The sequence below is a fragment of the Comamonas terrae genome (assembly GCF_001544075.1).
In the GTDB taxonomy this organism is placed as follows: Bacteria; Pseudomonadota; Gammaproteobacteria; order Burkholderiales; family Burkholderiaceae_C; genus Comamonas; species Comamonas terrae.
On record NZ_BCNT01000005.1, the window covers coordinates 95,485 to 111,419 of the forward strand.

At 66.0% G+C, this 15,935-nt stretch carries 14 protein-coding genes; 7 read left to right on the plus strand and 7 right to left on the minus strand.

The features are described 5' to 3' along the window. Positions 1–79: 79 nt before the first annotated feature. Both Cte04_RS08885 and queA read right to left on the minus strand, forming a co-directional pair. Positions 80–1,156 carry an LPS O-antigen chain length determinant protein WzzB gene (locus tag Cte04_RS08885; RefSeq protein ID WP_083526579.1) on the minus strand — a complete coding sequence of 359 codons (1,077 nt, stop codon included), beginning with the start codon at positions 1,154–1,156 and terminating at the stop codon, positions 80–82. A gap of 94 nt (positions 1,157–1,250) precedes the next feature. After that, the gene (queA, locus tag Cte04_RS08890) at positions 1,251–2,348 is read right to left on the minus strand and encodes a tRNA preQ1(34) S-adenosylmethionine ribosyltransferase-isomerase QueA (protein ID WP_066475590.1); all 1,098 of its coding nucleotides are present in this window, start codon (positions 2,346–2,348) and stop codon (positions 1,251–1,253) included. A gap of 319 nt (positions 2,349–2,667) precedes the next feature. On the opposite strand from queA, the gene recG reads away from it, so the two are divergent. The 5 genes from recG (at position 2,668) to ubiA (ending at position 8,655) form a co-directional block, all read left to right on the plus strand. Beyond that, positions 2,668–4,860, plus strand: coding sequence for an ATP-dependent DNA helicase RecG (gene recG / locus Cte04_RS08895; RefSeq protein ID WP_066475592.1), 2,193 nt, complete (start codon positions 2,668–2,670; stop codon positions 4,858–4,860). A gap of 264 nt (positions 4,861–5,124) precedes the next feature. After that, complete coding sequence (locus Cte04_RS08900) at positions 5,125–6,093, plus strand: LysR substrate-binding domain-containing protein (protein WP_066475594.1); 969 nt, start codon at positions 5,125–5,127, stop codon at positions 6,091–6,093. Positions 6,094–6,175: 82 nt separating this feature from the next. Continuing rightward, the gene (locus tag Cte04_RS08905; protein ID WP_066476160.1) at positions 6,176–6,715 is read left to right on the plus strand and encodes a Dps family protein; all 540 of its coding nucleotides are present in this window, start codon (positions 6,176–6,178) and stop codon (positions 6,713–6,715) included. 110 nt (positions 6,716–6,825) lie between these two features. Further along, positions 6,826–7,665: a phosphatase PAP2 family protein gene (locus tag Cte04_RS08910; protein WP_066475596.1), complete on the plus strand. Its 840-nt coding sequence runs from the start codon at positions 6,826–6,828 to the stop codon at positions 7,663–7,665. Between the two features lie 108 nt (positions 7,666–7,773). Further along, on the plus strand, positions 7,774–8,655 hold the full coding sequence (gene ubiA, locus Cte04_RS08915; RefSeq protein ID WP_066475597.1) for a 4-hydroxybenzoate octaprenyltransferase: 882 nt from the start codon (positions 7,774–7,776) through the stop codon (positions 8,653–8,655). Between the two features lie 158 nt (positions 8,656–8,813). Here ubiA and proC read toward each other — a convergent pair whose 3' ends face one another. Together proC and Cte04_RS08925 are read right to left on the minus strand one after the other, a co-directional pair. Further along, positions 8,814–9,653: a pyrroline-5-carboxylate reductase gene (gene proC, locus Cte04_RS08920; RefSeq protein ID WP_066475600.1), complete on the minus strand. Its 840-nt coding sequence runs from the start codon at positions 9,651–9,653 to the stop codon at positions 8,814–8,816. 35 nt (positions 9,654–9,688) lie between these two features. Beyond that, positions 9,689–10,894 (minus strand): esterase-like activity of phytase family protein, encoded by a 1,206-nt coding sequence (locus tag Cte04_RS08925; protein WP_245633330.1) that lies wholly within the window; start codon positions 10,892–10,894, stop codon positions 9,689–9,691. Positions 10,895–10,994: 100 nt separating this feature from the next. Here Cte04_RS08925 and aqpZ point away from each other — a divergent pair, with 100 nt between their 5' ends. Continuing rightward, positions 10,995–11,693, plus strand: coding sequence for an aquaporin Z (aqpZ, locus tag Cte04_RS08930; protein ID WP_066475603.1), 699 nt, complete (start codon positions 10,995–10,997; stop codon positions 11,691–11,693). Between the two features lie 164 nt (positions 11,694–11,857). Here the strand turns inward: aqpZ and glpK are convergent, their stop codons facing one another. Genes glpK through Cte04_RS08945 form a run of 3 tightly spaced genes read right to left on the minus strand, consistent with a single transcriptional unit; the run spans position 11,858 to position 14,624 of the window. Beyond that, entirely contained in the window at positions 11,858–13,354 is a 1,497-nt protein-coding gene (gene glpK, locus Cte04_RS08935; RefSeq protein WP_066475607.1) for a glycerol kinase GlpK, read from the minus strand. An 8-nt stretch (positions 13,355–13,362) separates the two neighbouring features. Continuing rightward, positions 13,363–13,848, minus strand: a complete 486-nt coding sequence (locus Cte04_RS08940; RefSeq protein WP_066475609.1) for a GNAT family N-acetyltransferase — start codon at positions 13,846–13,848, stop codon at positions 13,363–13,365. 11 nt (positions 13,849–13,859) lie between these two features. Further along, the gene (locus Cte04_RS08945) at positions 13,860–14,624 is read right to left on the minus strand and encodes a DeoR/GlpR family DNA-binding transcription regulator (protein WP_066475610.1); all 765 of its coding nucleotides are present in this window, start codon (positions 14,622–14,624) and stop codon (positions 13,860–13,862) included. Positions 14,625–14,856: 232 nt separating this feature from the next. On the opposite strand from Cte04_RS08945, the gene Cte04_RS08950 reads away from it, so the two are divergent. Then, positions 14,857–15,933 carry an ABC transporter ATP-binding protein gene (locus tag Cte04_RS08950; RefSeq protein ID WP_066476164.1) on the plus strand — a complete coding sequence of 359 codons (1,077 nt, stop codon included), beginning with the start codon at positions 14,857–14,859 and terminating at the stop codon, positions 15,931–15,933. Positions 15,934–15,935: the final 2 nt, after the last annotated feature.

Below are 15,935 nucleotides of genomic sequence, written 5' to 3' on the forward strand. Positions count from 1 at the left end.
CGTAAGATCCGTAATTGATATCGAAAAAATTTATCCCATTGCATTGATAATGCAATGGGATAATTCTATGTTTTTTGAATTATCTATTTGAATTTTCGGCTTCCGATAGGAAACGTTGCAAGATGCCGGTGCGTATCAAAGCAGCCAGCGTACCCAGAGCGAGTCCGAAAAATAAACCAGTGAAAATAATCAATGATTTTTTAGGTGACATGGGTTTAAGAGGCTCAACAATTTCTCCATCAATGTGGAAAATCTTGAACTGCTTTTTGCTAGGAGCTTGCTCTTTCAAAAGATTGAGCTGTGCTTGTATGGCACGCAAGCCTTCTACAAATGGCGCATCATCCTTGCGTTGCTTTAACACCTCAAGCTCGGCTTGCAGTGACTTCGTCCCTCGTGCGTAGAGGCGCGAGCCATCGATATAAGAGGCGGCACTGTCCTGACGGGGCGGTTGAATGCTGGTCATCTGGGGCTCTTTTAGTCCGACTGCTTGCGCAACCTGCAAAGCTTCTGCAAGCTGAGCCTGCCGGTCATGCCGATTCAGCTCCGTAGTCCTCATCTTTTCTTGTAAGTCCCGCTCAGTATTCTGAATTTGCAGAGAAATAGATTTTTCTATGTCTTGGATTAAGGCATGGCGGGCATCATCGGAAACTTGAGAAAGAAAATCCTGAATCCATTTTTTTGCCTTTTCACCAGTGGGGGCAATGATTTGGATGCTGTATAGATCACGAAATCCTGCCTTTGGAGGGAGTGGCGGAGGGGAAATGGATATTACACTCTTTCGAAAGCTATTGTATAAAGCTTGTTTCCCTGCCTCTGTCTCTGGGAGAGACTCTTGTTGGGGTAAATACGTTTCCAGAAAAAAACGTTGGGCAGCTTCGTCTGTGGTAAGACGGCGTGTAAAATATGCGAAAATTTGCTCTGGTGTGTATTGCTGCAATCCAGTGGCAGCACTTCGACCTATATTCAGTTCTGAAATTTCATTGCCATATGGTTTATCGATATAGGCTTTTATCTCATAGCGTGGCTCTATTATGAAAAGGGACGCCACGGATATAGCCAGAGCAAAAATGGTGCAAGAAGCAATAAGCCTCCATTCGCTCTTGATTTGGGAGATGACTCCGTGACGGGTCAAGAGTGTTACTGACTTGCGGTCCATGGTAACTTTTGTCAAATAAAATAACCAAGAATTATCGCATCAGAACCGTATGGGACAATGAGGGAGGAAATGTACAAAGTCAAAAAAGCGACACTTAAAGAGTAGAACGCCTGCGCTCCAGCAGCATCGAATCCCCATAGCTGAAGAAGCGGTAGTGCTGGGCGATCGCATGGCGGTACAGCGCCATGATGTGATCGTAGCCCGAGAAGGCGCTGACCAGCATCATGAGCGTGCTCTTGGGCAGGTGGAAGTTGGTCACCAGCATGTCGACGACCTGAAACTCGAAGCCGGGCGTGATGAAGATGCTGGTGTCGCCCGTGATGTTGCCGTATTGGGCCCAGGATTCCAGCGTGCGCACGGTGGTGGTGCCCACGGCCACGACGCGGCCGCCGCGCTGGCGGCAGCGCTCCAGGGCGGCCAGCGTGGGCAGCGGTATGTCGTACCACTCGCTGTGCATCTGATGCTCGGCGAGGTTCTCCGTCTTCACGGGCTGGAAAGTTCCGGCGCCCACATGCAGGGTGACGCTGGCACGCTCCACGCCCCTGGCCTGCAGGGCCGCGAGCACGGTTTCGTCGAAGTGCAGGGCGGCCGTCGGGGCGGCCACGGCACCGGGCTGGGCGGCGAACACGGTCTGGTAGCGTTCGCTGTCTTCCTTTTCATCGGGGTCGACTTCGCCGTCCTGGTGGCGCTCGATATAGGGCGGCAGCGGCAGATGGCCGAACTTCTCCATCAGCGCGTACGGCGTCTCGCCATGCGCACCGGTCAGTGCCAGATGGAACAGCGGGCCGTCTGCATCCGGCCAGCGGCCCAGCAGTTCGGCGTCGAAGCCGCCATTCCGGAGGCCGCCGCACAGATGGATTCTGGCACCGGGCAGGGGCTTTTTGCTCACCCGCATATGGGCCACGACCTCGTTGCCCGTGAGCACGCGCTCCACCAGCAGTTCCAGCTTGCCGCCGCTGGCCTTCTCGCCGAAGATCCGGGCCTTGAGCACCTTGGTGTCGTTGAACACCAGCAGGTCGCCGGCCTGCAGCTGGTCGGGCAGTTCGCGGAAGATGCGGTCGGTGGGGGGGAGCTGGCGGCCGTCGAGCAGGCGCGAGGCGCTGCGCACGGCGGTGGGATGCTGGGCAATCAGGGATTCGGGCAGTTCAAAGTCGAAATCGCTGAGCGAGAAAACACGGGTGCTGGAAGACATGCAGGGCTTGAGGGCCGTACCGGGCCCGTTCCAAGTTCAATAAACACAAGCCCGCCATTGTCGCAAATCGCCACGGTCATTGCCGGCTGGCCATGCGCATCATGGGCATTGGCGCCGTGGCGGGAAGCTTGATCCAGGCAATGGCATGGCAAGAGCTGTATATTCATACACTATTGCACTTGCATCCGTGAGGCCCCTGTGTGCCGCGGCCATCTCGATGGCCCGGCCGAGAGGCCCAGCCAGGAATTCCGTACGCATGTCCAACCACTCCTTCGCCGCATCTCCCGCACCGGCTCCTTCTCTGGATGAGGCCGGTGGCATGGGGGCAGGCGCTTCTGCCGGTGCCAAGGCCAGGGGCGGCAGGGCTTCCGACAAGAAGAGTGCACGCAAGCCTGCCAAGACCGATGAAGTCAAGCCGAAGCCCGGCGAAGCGAAAAAGGCCCTCAGCCCGGCCCAGCAGGCCTTGCTCAAGCTGGGCTTGCGGCGCGACATCGACCTGACCCTGCATCTGCCGCTGCGCTATGAGGACGAGACGCGCATCACGCCGCTCAAGAACGCACGCGACGGCGATACCGTGCAGATCGAGGCCACGGTCACGCACAGCGAGGTGCAGCTGCGGCCCCGGCGCATGCTCAAGGTGACGGTGGAGGATGGAACGGGCAGCTGCGTGCTGACCTTCTTCAGCTTCTACCCCTCGCAGCAGAAGGCCATGGCCGTGGGCGCGCGGCTGCGCATCCGCGGCGAGGTCAAGGGTGGCTTCTGGGGCCGGCAGATGATGCATCCGGCCTTTCGCGCCGCAGGCGGCGAGCTGCCCACGGCCCTCACGCCCGTCTATCCCACGGTGGCCAGCCTGCCCCAGCCCTATCTGCGCCGGGCCATCGCCACGGCGCTGCTGCGCGCGGACCTGTCCGAGACCCTGCCACCCGGCGAGCTGCCTCCGGTGGCACAGCACTATGGCTCAAATGGCCTGCAGCCTTTGTATGAACTGCGCAGTGCGCTCACCTTTTTGCATCACCCTGCGCCCGATGTAGCCCTGGCCACGCTCGAAGACCATAGCCACCCGGCCTGGCAGCGGCTCAAGGCCGAGGAGCTGTTGGCCCAGCAGCTGTCGCAATACGAAGCCAAGCGCGAGCGTGCGCGCCTGAAGGCACCGGTGCTGCGGGCGGCCCATGACGAACTCACGCAACAGTTTCTGGGCCAGCTGCCGTTCGGCCTGACCGGGGCCCAGCAGCGCGTGGTCGGCGAAATCCGCGCCGACATGGAGCGCAGCATTCCCATGCACCGGCTGCTGCAGGGCGATGTGGGCTCGGGCAAGACCGTGGTGGCGGCGCTGTCGGCCGTGGCCTGCATCGCGGCAGGCTGGCAGTGCGCGCTGATGGCGCCCACCGAAATCCTGGCCGAGCAGCATTTCGGCAAGCTGGTCGGCTGGCTCGAGCCCTTGCTCGCGCCCCTGGGCAAGCGCGTGGCCTGGCTGGCGGGTGCGCAGAAGAAGAAAGAGCGTGCCGAGATGCTGGCCCTGGTCGAAAGCGGCGAGGCCGCGCTGGTCGTGGGCACCCACGCCGTGATCCAGGAGCAGGTGCAGTTCAGAAACCTGGCGCTGGCCGTGATCGACGAGCAGCACCGCTTCGGCGTGGCCCAGCGGCTGGCCTTGCGGCAGAAGCTGGCTGCCACTGGAATGGAGCCGCATCTCTTGATGATGAGCGCCACGCCGATTCCGCGCACGCTGGCCATGAGCTACTACGCCGACCTGGACGTTTCCACCATCGACGAGCTGCCGCCCGGGCGCACGCCCATCGTCACCAAGCTGATTTCGGATAGCCGCAAGGACGAGGTGATCGAGCGCATAGGCGCCCAGGTCGCCAGCGGGCGGCAGGTCTACTGGGTCTGCCCGCTGATCGAGGAAAGCGAGGCGCTGGACCTGTCCAATGCCACGGCCACGCATGAATACCTGAGCGAGATGCTGCCCGGCGTCATGGTGGGGCTGCTGCATTCGCGCATGCCCACGGCCGAGAAAAAGGCCGTGATGGAGCTGTTCTCCGCCGGCGTCATGGGCGTGCTGGTGTCGACCACGGTGATCGAGGTGGGCGTGGATGTGCCCAATGCCTCGCTCATGGTCATCGAGCATTCGGAGCGTTTCGGCCTGTCCCAGCTGCACCAGTTGCGCGGCCGCGTGGGGCGCGGCGCGGCGGCTTCGGCCTGCGTGCTGCTGTATTCGGTCAACGACAACGGCCGGTTGTCGGACACCGGCAAGGAGCGCCTGCGCGCCATGGCGGAGACCAATGACGGCTTCGAGATCGCACGGCGCGACCTGGAGATCCGCGGTCCCGGCGAATTCCTGGGTTCGCGCCAGTCGGGCGCGCCCATGCTGCGCTTTGCCGACCTGGAGCAGGATGTGCTGCTGCTGGACTGGGCACGCGAGCTGGCGCCGCGCATGCTGGAGCGATATCCTGCGCTGGCGGCCCGCCATGTGAGCCGCTGGCTGGGCGGAAAGGCGGAATACCTGAAGGCCTGAAGCCTGCCGGGATGCGGTCCGGGCAGGAGGCGGCAGTGCATCGGCCGGAATTTTTTTGAGGACATATGCACAAGAAGGCCGGCAAGACATAAGCTTTCCGCCTGGGCCGTTTTGCGCTAATCATGTTTTCGTAGTTGACGCGTGAAAAATCTGTGATTGAATCAGCGCGTATCTGTTCATTTTTTTGACTATTACAGGCGGGCTAGCTGGCAATTCGCCGATTTGCAAGGGCGGGCCTGTCTGACGGATAAAACAACAATCTCCATGACCCTCACCGAACTGAAGTACATCGTGGCCGTTGCGCGAGAAAAGCACTTCGGGCGTGCCGCCGAAGCCTGCTATGTCTCCCAGCCCACGTTGTCCGTTGCCATCAAGAAGCTGGAAGAAGAACTGGATGTCAAGCTTTTCGAGCGCAGCGCCGGAGAGGTTTCCGTCACCTCGCTGGGCGAGGAGATCGTGCGCCAGGCGCAAAGCGTGCTCGAGCAGGCCAACGAGATCAAGGAAATCGCCAAGCGCGGCAAGGACCCGCTGTCCGGCGTGCTGACGCTGGGCGTGATCTACACCATCGGCCCCTACCTGTTGCCGGAGCTGGTGCGCAATTCCATCCGCATGACGCCCCAGATGCCGCTGATGCTGCAGGAGAACTTCACCATCAAGCTGCTGGAGATGCTGCGCATGGGCGAGATCGACTGCGCCATCATGGCCGAGCCCTTCCCCGATACGGGCCTGGCGCTGGCACCGCTGTACGACGAACCCTTCATGGCCGCCGTGCCCAGCGGCCATCCGCTGGCGCAGAAGGAAAGCCTGTCCACCACCGACCTCAAGAACGAGACCATGCTGCTGCTGGGCGCGGGCCACTGCTTCCGCGACCATGTGCTGGAGGTCTGCCCCGAATTCGCGCGCTATGCGAGCAACGCCGAAGGCATACGCCGCACCTTCGAAGGCTCGTCGCTGGAGACCATCAAGCACATGGTGGCCGCCGGCATGGGCGTGACCCTGGTGCCGCGCCTTTCCGTGCCCGAGGATGCACTGGCCAGCACCGAGCGCCGCCGCAAGACCGACGAACCCCATATCCGCTATCTGCCCATCCATGCCGAAGACGGCATTGCCCCGCCCTCGCGCCGCGTGGTGCTGGCCTGGCGCCGCAGCTTCACGCGCTACGAAGCGATTGCCGCGCTGCGCAACGCCGTCTATGCCTGCCCGCTGCCGGGCGTGCAGCGCCTCTCGGAGTGATTGCAGCGGCACGCGGCCGGCTCCGCGGGCGGAGCCCGACCGGATGGATCCCGATTCCCGTTAACCCATGAAAGGTGACACCATGGCCAAGCAAGCAGGCAAGGACAAATCGGACAAGCGCAAGCAGGAGGCTGCAGCGCCGCACGGCGCCGGCATCAATATCGGCATCAGCGACGAGGACCGCGCCGCCATCGCCAAGGGCCTGTCGGCCCTGCTGGCCGACACCTATACGCTGTACCTGACCACGCACAACTTCCACTGGAACGTCACGGGCCCCATGTTCAACACGCTGCACACCATGTTCATGGGGCAGTACACGGAGCTGTGGAATGCGGTCGACCCGGTGGCCGAGCGTATCCGCGCGCTGGGCCACCACGCGCCGGGCTCGTATGCGCAATTCGGCAAGCTCACCAGCCTGCCCGATGTGCCGCCCGAGCCGCCCAAGGCCATGGAGATGGTGCGCATCCTGGTGCAGGGCCATGAAGCCGTGGCACGCACCGCGCGCCAGCTCTTTCCGCTGGCCGACAAGGCCAACGACGAGCCCACGGCCGATCTGCTGACCCAGCGCCTGACCGTGCACGAGCAGACGGCCTGGATGCTGCGCTCGCTGCTGGAAGACTGATGAGAAGCGCCGCCTGCGGCGCCTTCAACCTTCTTCAAGCCCTGGCAGGTATCTTTCATGAAGCCCGCCAGGGCTTTTGTTTTTTGTCCTGATTCGGAAAGGAAAAACGCGTGCTTGCTGCGGCTGCACCCTTGGTCTCCATGGCCCACTGGCTGGACCGGCATGCGCTCTGGTTGCAGCTGCTGTTGCTGCTGGCCGTGGCCGGCCTGCTGTACCTGCGCATGCGCCAAAAGCCGGCATGGCTGTGGCATGACCGGACGGCCCCGTACCGCCTGCCCGGCGGTCGCCTGCTGTGGGCGGCAGGGCTGGCTGCAGCGGTTTTCGGCCTGCTGGCGGCCGGCATCCATCAGTCGCATGCGTCGTCCGCGCCGCATGGCCTGGCGGCGCTGGACCTGGCGGTGCAGCGCGCGTTGACCGGGGGGCTGCCGTCGGCATGGGAGTCCTTGGCCAGAGGCTGGACCCTGCTAGGCGACCTGCGCGCCATGGGGCTGCTGGGAGTGGCCGTGGCGCTATGGTTGCTATGGCAGCGCCAGGGCCTGCAGCTGCTGGCCTGGGTGGCGGCCGTGGCCGGCACCGGACTGTGGGTGCGCTGCACCAAGGGCTGGATGGAGAGGGCACGCCCGCTGGGCGGGCTGGTGCATGAGAGCGGCTTCAGCTTTCCCAGCGGCCATAGTGCGGGAACTGCGGCCATCTTCGGCATGCTGGCCTGGCTGGCGGCACGCCGCCTGCCGCCGGGCTGGCAGGGCCCGGTGCTGGCCGCCGCGGCGGTTCTGGCGCTGGGCACCGCGCTGAGCCGGGTATTGCTGTCCGCCCACTATGCCAGCGATGTGCTGGCCGGCCTGGCGCTGGGGGGCGGCTGGACGGCTTTGGTTCTATGGGCGGCAGACCGCGCAGAACATGGGGGCGGCCCAGGCGGTTCGCTGCCGGGCAGGGCACAATCGCCGGTGTGACGCTGCATGCAGAGGGCGCGGCATCTGCCGCCCGCCCCCTGCTTGCGATGCGTCTTCTGATGATTGCCGCCGGGGCCCTGTCTCCGGCCTGTTCCGGTTGTTTCCGCCATGCCTGCTTCCTTTCCCGCCACGCAGCGCTCCAAGCTGTCGCTCTACCTGGATCTGATCCGCTTCGACCGCCCGGCCGGCTGGCTGGTGCTGGTCTGGCCCACGCTGTCGGCCCTGTGGGTGGCCGGCCGGGGCTTTCCGGGCTGGCATCTGCTGGCGGTCTTCGTGCTGGGCACGGTGCTGATGCGCAGCGCCGGCTGCACCATCAACGACATTGCCGACCGCGATTTCGACCGGCATGTGAAGCGCACCACCCAGCGCCCCGTCACCAGCGGCCAGATCTCGGTCAGGGAAGCGGCCATGGTGGGGCTGGTGCTCACGCTGGTCGCGTTCGGCCTGGTGTTGTCCACGCGCTGGGAAGCCGTGGCCTGGTCGGTGCCTGCCGTGCTGTTCACCATCCTCTATCCGTTCACCAAGCGCTTTTTTGCCATGCCCCAGGCCTTTCTGGGCATTGCCTTCAACTTCGGCATCGTGATCGCGTTCGCGGCCGTGACCGGCGAAGTACCTGCCACGGCCTGGACGCTGTGGCTGGCCAATATGTTCCTGGTGCTGGCCTATGACACCGAATACGCGATGGTGGACCGCGACGACGACCTCAAGATCGGCATGAAGACCTCGGCCATCACGCTGGGCCGCTTCGACGTGGCCGGCGTGATGGGCTTTTTCGCGCTGTGCTGGCTGCTCACGGCCTGGGCGCTGGCGCCCTATCGCCTGGGCTGGCCATTCTGGACGGGCATGGCGGTGGCTGCGGCGCAGATGCTGTGGCATTTCACCCTGATCCGTCACCGTACGCGCGAAGGCTGCTTTGTCGCCTTCAGCAAGAGCCACTGGATAGGCGCTGCCATCTTTGCCGGCGTGGCGCTGGGGTTTGCGCTGCGCTGAAGCTCCATCGGTGATGGCGTTTTGCCGAATTTCGGCGCGGCGCCCACTCCACCTGGCCTGAACCGGAGACATCCAGCAAGGGCCTGCGCCGGCCGCGCCGCCCTGCAGCGAAAATGCCGTCCCTCTGGGAGATGCGATTAGTCGCTCCGGGGAGCCGCTCAGCGGCCGAACTCGGCGGCCAGCTCCTGAGCCCGGGCCTCGGCCTTGCGCATGGCGGCGATGAAGTGCTCGGGCACCTGCTGCTCCTGCATATGGGTGATGGCTGCATGGGTGGTGCCCCCCTTGCTGGTCACGCGCTGGCGAAGGACCTCGGGGCTTTCATCCGAGCGCGCGGCCAGTTCCGCGCCGCCCTGGAAGGTGGCCACGGCCAGCTGGTGGGCCTGCTCGGCCGTCAGGCCCATGTCCACGCCGGCCCGGGTCATGGCTTCGAGGAACAGGAACACATAGGCCGGACCCGAACCCGAGATGGCGGTCACGGCATCGAGCTTCTGTTCCTGGTCCACCCACAGCAGCTGGCCGGTGCTGCCCATGACGCGGGCGATCAGCGCCTTGCCGTCGGCGTCGACCTCGGGGCGCGCATACAGGCCGGTCATGCCCTTGCCCACGAGGGCCGGGGTGTTGGGCATGGCGCGCACCAGGCGGGCCGTGCCCAGCCAGGCGGCAATGCTGTCGGTGGTGATGCCCGCCGCCACGCTCAGGTGCAGGGCGTGGCGCGTGTGGGCGGCCGCAGCGGCAGCGGCATCCTTGAAGGTCTGGGGCTTGACGGCCCAGACCACCAGCGCGGCGCGTTGCAGCGCGGGGCCGGCTTCGGTCAGGGCGGCGATGCCGAAATTGGCCTGCAGGGCCTCGCGGGCCGCTTCATAGGGTTCGACCACGATGATGTCCGAGGCCGGCATGCCCTGGCGGAGCAGGCCGCCGATGATGGCGCTGGCCATGTTGCCGCCGCCGATGAAGGCAACAGGAGGAAGGGTGGAGGGCGAGGTGCTGGAAGTGGTCATGGTCGTGCGAAGGCAGGAATAGGGTTCGACGGGGACTATAAACCCCGGCCGCAGCCGCCGGCACGTTCGCGCAGCGCGACGAATTGCGTGACCTCGGCGGGATTGAAGTTGTTGTCGCTGACCAGCAGCAGCACCCTGCGTCCATCCGGCAGCGGCGGCCCCCAGCTCATGCCTTCGAGGTTGTCCACGCTCCTGAGGCCGGCCTGGCTCAGGTCCAGCAGCAGCGCCTTGTCCACGGGGCGGTGGTTGTCGGGCGTCAACTGCTGCAGGGGCAAGGTGTCCGTGCCGGCTGCGCGGTCCGTGCGGATGCGGTAGATGCGCGCACCGAAGCCGCGCGCGGGGGCATAGGAGCGCTCCAGCACCAGCATGTGGTCGGGGCCGTCGGCCAGGATGTCGCTGACGCCGTTGACCGCATGGCGCGACAGCAGCCCCAGGTGCTCGGGCAGGGCATCGGGTACATAGGCCAGCTGGCGCAGAGGCTGGCGCGTTGCCATGTCATAGGCGGTGATGCGTACCGGCGCGCCGGCGCGGCCCGGGCCCGGCATGGGGCCGTCCTGCCTGAGCGCGCCCTCCATGGACAGCCACAGGGTCTTGCCGTCGGCGCTCAGGCTCATGCCTTCGAGCGTGAAATTGCTGCGCGGGCCTTGCGTGGCGCGGTCTGCCGGGGCGGGCAAGGCCAGTTGCGGCGGCAGCGGCCATTCGCGCAGCCAGCTGCCGTCGGTGGCGGCCTCGACCAGCTGCGGCCCGAAGCCGCGCCTGAAGTCGCCTTCGCTGCTCCACAGCATGGTTTGCCCCTGGCCATTTGACAGATTGGGCAGCAGGCGCAGGACCTCGGGGTCGGGTACGGCCGTGCCGGGCTCGGGCGCACGGATGCCGGCAAAGCGCTGCTGGCGGGCGTTAAGCAGCCAGATGCGGTCCTGCAGCACCACCTCGAGCATGCCGCTCGCGTCATAGCGGATGCGCGCCGTGTACAGGCGCGCCGGGTCGAAGGACGAGCGGTCGTCGCTGGCCAGGTAGTACAGGCCGCTGCGCGCGTCGTAGTCGATGGAGGACAGCCCGCCCACCGTGGTGCCCGCGTACTGCGTGTCGTGCGGCCAGCGGATCTCGCCCAGCGTCTGCAGGCAGGCATCCAGCGCTTTCCCGCCTGTCCGGTCCGCAGGCGGCGCCGCGCAGGCGGCCAGCAGCAGCGCCGGCAGCGACCAGAGGAGCCGGCGAAGGCCCGGGCGCCGAACATTGTTCACATTTGCGCCTTGCGAGCTGACATCTGCGGTTCTTAAGATGCCGCCAGCTCCGGTATCCAGGAGCGGCCTGTTTTTTGTTCCATCTGCGGAGAGCTGCATCATGGCGTCCAATCTGAAGAAATGGTCGGCGGAATTTCTCGGAACCTTCTGGCTGACCTTCGGCGGCTGCGGCAGCGCCGTGCTGGCCGCGGCCTTTCCCAACGTGGGCATCGGCCTGCTGGGCGTGTCGCTGGCCTTCGGCCTGACCGTGCTGACCGGCGCCTATGCGCTGGGCCCGGTCTCCGGAGGGCATTTCAATCCGGCGGTGTCCGTGGGCCTGGCCGTGGGCGGGCGCATGAAGGCCTCCGAACTGCCGGGCTACATCATTGCCCAGGTTTTTGGCGCCATTGTGGCGGCCTGGATCCTGTACCTGATCGCCACGGGCAAGGCCGACGCCAATATCACCGACCTCGCCACCAACGGCTATGGCGAGCATTCGCCGGGCAAGTATTCGCTGACCGCGGCGCTGCTGACGGAAGTCGTGCTCACTGCCGTGTTCCTGATCGTGATCCTGGGCGCGACGGCCAGGCGCGCGGCCGCGGGCTTCGGCGGCCTGGCCATAGGCCTGTGCCTGACGCTGATCCACCTGATCTCGATTCCCGTGACCAACACCTCGGTCAACCCTGCGCGCAGCACGGGCCCGGCACTGTTCGGCCCGCATATCGCGCTGGAGCAGCTGTGGCTGTTCTGGGCCGCGCCGATTGCCGGTGCCATTCTGGGCGCCGTGATCTACAAGCTGCTGCTGGCCGACGAGGAATAAGCGCAGCCGTCCCGGCAGCGCCGGGACGTCAAAGCGGGATGCGTGCTGGTGGCGCATCCCGCTTTTTTTATGGCGGGCCTTGCTGCCGCCAAAGGTCTTTTTGGTCGCTGGCGTCCATGCAACAAGCGCCGGCAGCTATGGTTTTGTGGGTCTGGTACCGCTTTTCATTCGGCCGTGGTCTGGCGCACCGCCTGTTCCCAGCGCTGCATGAGCGCGTGCGCGCGGTCCTGGCCCAGCGTGGGAACGAAGCGGCGCTCGGCCTTCCACAGCGCCGACAGCTCGTCGGTACTGCCATAGATGCCGGTGGCCAGGCCGGCCAGATAGGCGGCGCCCAGCGCCGTGGTTTCCACGCAGGCGGGGCGCACCACGGGAATGCCCAGCAGGTCGGCCTGGAACTGCATGAGCAGGTTGTTCACGCAGGCACCGCCGTCCACGCGCAGCTCGCTGACCGGCGTGCCGCCGCTGGCCACCGCGTCGCGGCTCATGGCCAGCAGCAGCGCGGCGCTCTGGTAGGCGATGGATTCCAGCGCGGCCCGCGCGATGTGCGCCAGCGTGGTGCCGCGCGTCAGGCCCGTGATGGTGCCGCGGGCATCGGGCTTCCAGTAGGGCGCGCCCAGGCCCGTGAAGGCCGGCACCATCATCACGCCGCCCGAATCGGGCACGCTCTCGGCCAACTGCTGCACCTGGCCGCTGTGCTCGATGGCGCGCAGGCCGTCGCGCAGCCACTGCACCACGGCGCCGCCCACGAAGACGCTGCCTTCGAGTGCGTACCGGGCCCTGGCATCGGGCTGTGCCGCCGCCGTGGTGAGCAGGCCGTTGGTCGAGGTCTGGAACCGGCCGCCCGTGTGCATGAGCATGAAGCAGCCCGTGCCGTAGGTGTTCTTGGCCATGCCGGCGCCGAAGCACCCCTGGCCGAACAGCGCGGCCTGCTGGTCTCCGGCCACGCCGCCGATGGCGATCTCGCCGCCCAGCACCTCGGCATCGGTCCTGCCGAAATCAGCTGCGGACGGCAGCACCTCGGGCAGCAGGCTGCGGGGGATGTTGAGTGCTGCCAGCAGCTCGTCGTCCCACTGGTTGGTGTGGACATTGAACAGCATGGTGCGGCTGGCGTTGGACACGTCCGTCACGTGGCGCTTGCCGCCCGTGAGCTGCCAGACCAGCCAGCTGTCCACGGTGCCGAAGGCCAGCTCGCCGCGCTCGGCGGCCTCGCGCGCACCGGCCACATGGTCCAGCATCCATTGCAGCTTGCTGCCCGAGAAATAGGCGTCGATCAGCAGGCCGGTCTTTTGCTGGATGGTGTCGGCCATGCCGGCGTCGCGCAGCGCCGAGCAGATGGGTTCGGCGCGGCGGTCCTGCCAGACGATGGCGTGGTGGATGGGGGCGCCGGTCTTGCGGTTCCAGACCACGGTGGTCTCGCGCTGGTTGGTGATGCCCACGGCGCGGATGTCGCGTGCCGCCAGGCCCGCCTTGGCCAGCGCTTGCCTGGCCGTGGCCAGCTGGGTGCGCCAGATCTCGCGCGGGTCGTGCTCCACCCAGCCCGGGCGCGGGTAGATCTGCGGCAGCTCCATCTGGGCCGAGGCCACGAGGCGGCCCTGGGCGTCGAAGACAATGCTGCGGGAACTGGAAGTGCCCTGGTCCAGGGCGAGCAGATAGGTGGTCATGGATCTTGTCAGGTGTTCAGCGGCAGGACGAAGCGCGCCATCTCGGCTTGCTCGGCCCAGCCCTGCTGTGAATAAAAGCCCCGCACATAGGACGGGCGCTCGCGGTTGTTCACCAGCCAGATGCGGCTGCAGCCACGCTGGCGCGCGGCTTCGGTGGCCGCGTTGAGCAGCAGGCTCCCGGCACCGGCGCCGCGTGCCTGCCCGGCCACGAACAGCTCGCTGACATAGCCTTCCCAGGCCTGCAGCACGGCCACGGGCAGCCAGTGCACGGCGCAGTAGCCGATCAGGCGCTGCTGCGCGTCCTCGGCCACCAGCAGCAGGCTGCGTTCGGGCGCTGCCTCGGCGCCGGCCAGCAAGGTCCGCACGGCCTCGGTGTTCTGCGCGGGCGTGCGGTTTTCATAGGCCTTGAACCCGCCCATGGCCTGCAGCAGTGCGGCAATGCCGGCGGCATCGCCGGTGCGCGCCGCGCGGATCTGCATGTCGCTTGCGCTCATGGGGCCGAGCCCTACTGGGCAATCGTGCACTGCACCTCGGCGTCGCGCAGCAGCGCATCGAAAGGCGCGGGCGGTGGCGCATCGGTAAACAGGCGGTCGATCTGGTTCAGGCGCGCCAGCTCCACCATGGCCTGGCGGCGGAACTTGCTGTGGTCGGCGGCCAGCCAGACCTCGCGCGACTGGCCGATGATGGTCTGCGCCACCTTGACCTCGCGCAGGTCGAAGTCGCGCAGCGTGCCGTCGGGCTCGATGGCCGAGATGCCGATCAGCGCGATGTCCACCTTGAACTGGCGGATGAAGTCCACGGCCGCCTCGCCCACGATGCCGCGGTCGCGCGTGCGCACCACGCCGCCGGCCACGATGACTTCGCAGTCGGCATTGCTGCTGAGAATGGCGGCCACGTTGAGGTTGTTGGTGATCACGCGCAGGCCGCGGTGCTTGAGCAGGGCCTGGGCCACGGCCTCGGTGGTGGTGCCGATGTTCAGGATCAGCGAGCAGCCGTTGGGAATGGCCTCGGCCACGGCGCGCGCAATGCGCGTCTTGCCTTCGGCATGCAGCACCTGGCGCTGCGGGTGGGCCAGGTTTTCCACGGTCGCGCTGGGCACGCGCACGCCGCCGTGGAAACGCACCAGCAAGCCTGCATCGGCCAGCTTCTGGATGTCGCGCCGGATCGTTTGCAGCGTCACGCCCAGGCTTTCGGCCAATTGCTCGACCGAGGTGGACTGGCGGGCGCGGACTTCTTCGACGAGTTGCAGTTGGCGGGGATTGGTGTTCACAGCAATTCCATGGGAGAGGCAGATGGCTGTGCCCGGTTATAGCGTATTTGCCCCCGGGGCATCAGGCGGAAACACCTAAACGAATAAAAAAGAATAGGAACTAGGGAATATATCGATTAGTTCCGATCAAAAGAGAACAAAGAATGCAGCATCTCGCCCTTTCGAGTGCGCTGTGTGGGGGCGGTTTTCCGGAATGCCGCGCGCTGCGGACGGCGCGCAGAAAAGGCCTGCAGTGGAACTGGTGCTCGAAGGAATTGGCAAGCGGGTGGGGGCCGAGACGTGGCTGCACGGCATGGACATGGCGCTGCACAGCGGCGCCGTGACCGTGCTGCTGGGCGCCACGCAGGCCGGCAAGACCAGCCTGATGCGCATTATGGCGGGGCTCGATGCGCCCAGCACCGGCCGGGTGCGCGTCGACGGCCGGGACGTGACGGGCATGCCGGTGCGCGAGCGCAACGTGGCCATGGTCTACCAGCAGTTCATCAACTACCCCTCGCTCACGGTGGCCGACAACATCGCGTCGCCGCTCAAGCTGCGCGGCGAAAAAAACCTGGAGCAGCGCGTGCGCGAACTCGCCGGGCGGCTGCACATCGAGATGTTCCTCGACCGCTACCCGGCCGAGCTGTCGGGCGGCCAGCAGCAGCGCGTGGCGCTGGCGCGCGCGCTGGCCAAGGGCGCGCCGCTGATGCTGCTCGATGAGCCCCTGGTCAACCTCGACTACAAGCTGCGCGAGGAGCTGCGCGAAGAGCTTTCGCAGCTGTTCGCGGCGGGCGACTCCACCGTGGTCTACGCCACCACCGAGCCGGGCGAGGCCCTGCTGCTGGGCGGCTACACGGCCGTGCTCGATGCCGGCGAGCTGCTGCAGTACGGGCCCACGGCCGAGGTCTTCCACGCGCCGAACTCGCTGCGCGTGGCGCGGGCCTTCAGCGATCCGCCGATGAACCTGCTGGCCGCGCAGGCCGTGGCGGGCGGTTTGCGTCTGCCCGACGGCGCACTGCTGCCGCTGGCCCTGCCGGGCGAGCTGCAGGGCGGCGCGCTCACCATGGGCCTGCGCGCCAGCGCGCTGCGCCTGCAGGAGCAGCCGGGTGATGTGGCTGTGCCCGGCCGGGTCGAACTGGCCGAGATCTCGGGCTCCGACACCTTCGTGCATGCCGACACGCCCTGGGGCGAGCTGGTGGCGCAGGTCACCGGCGTGCACTACATCGCGCTGGGCAGCGCGCTGACGCTGTACCTGAACCCGGCGCAGGTCTATGTCTTCGGCGCCGACGGCGCCCTGGCGCTGGCGCCCGCGCGCAACCGGAGGGGCTGAGC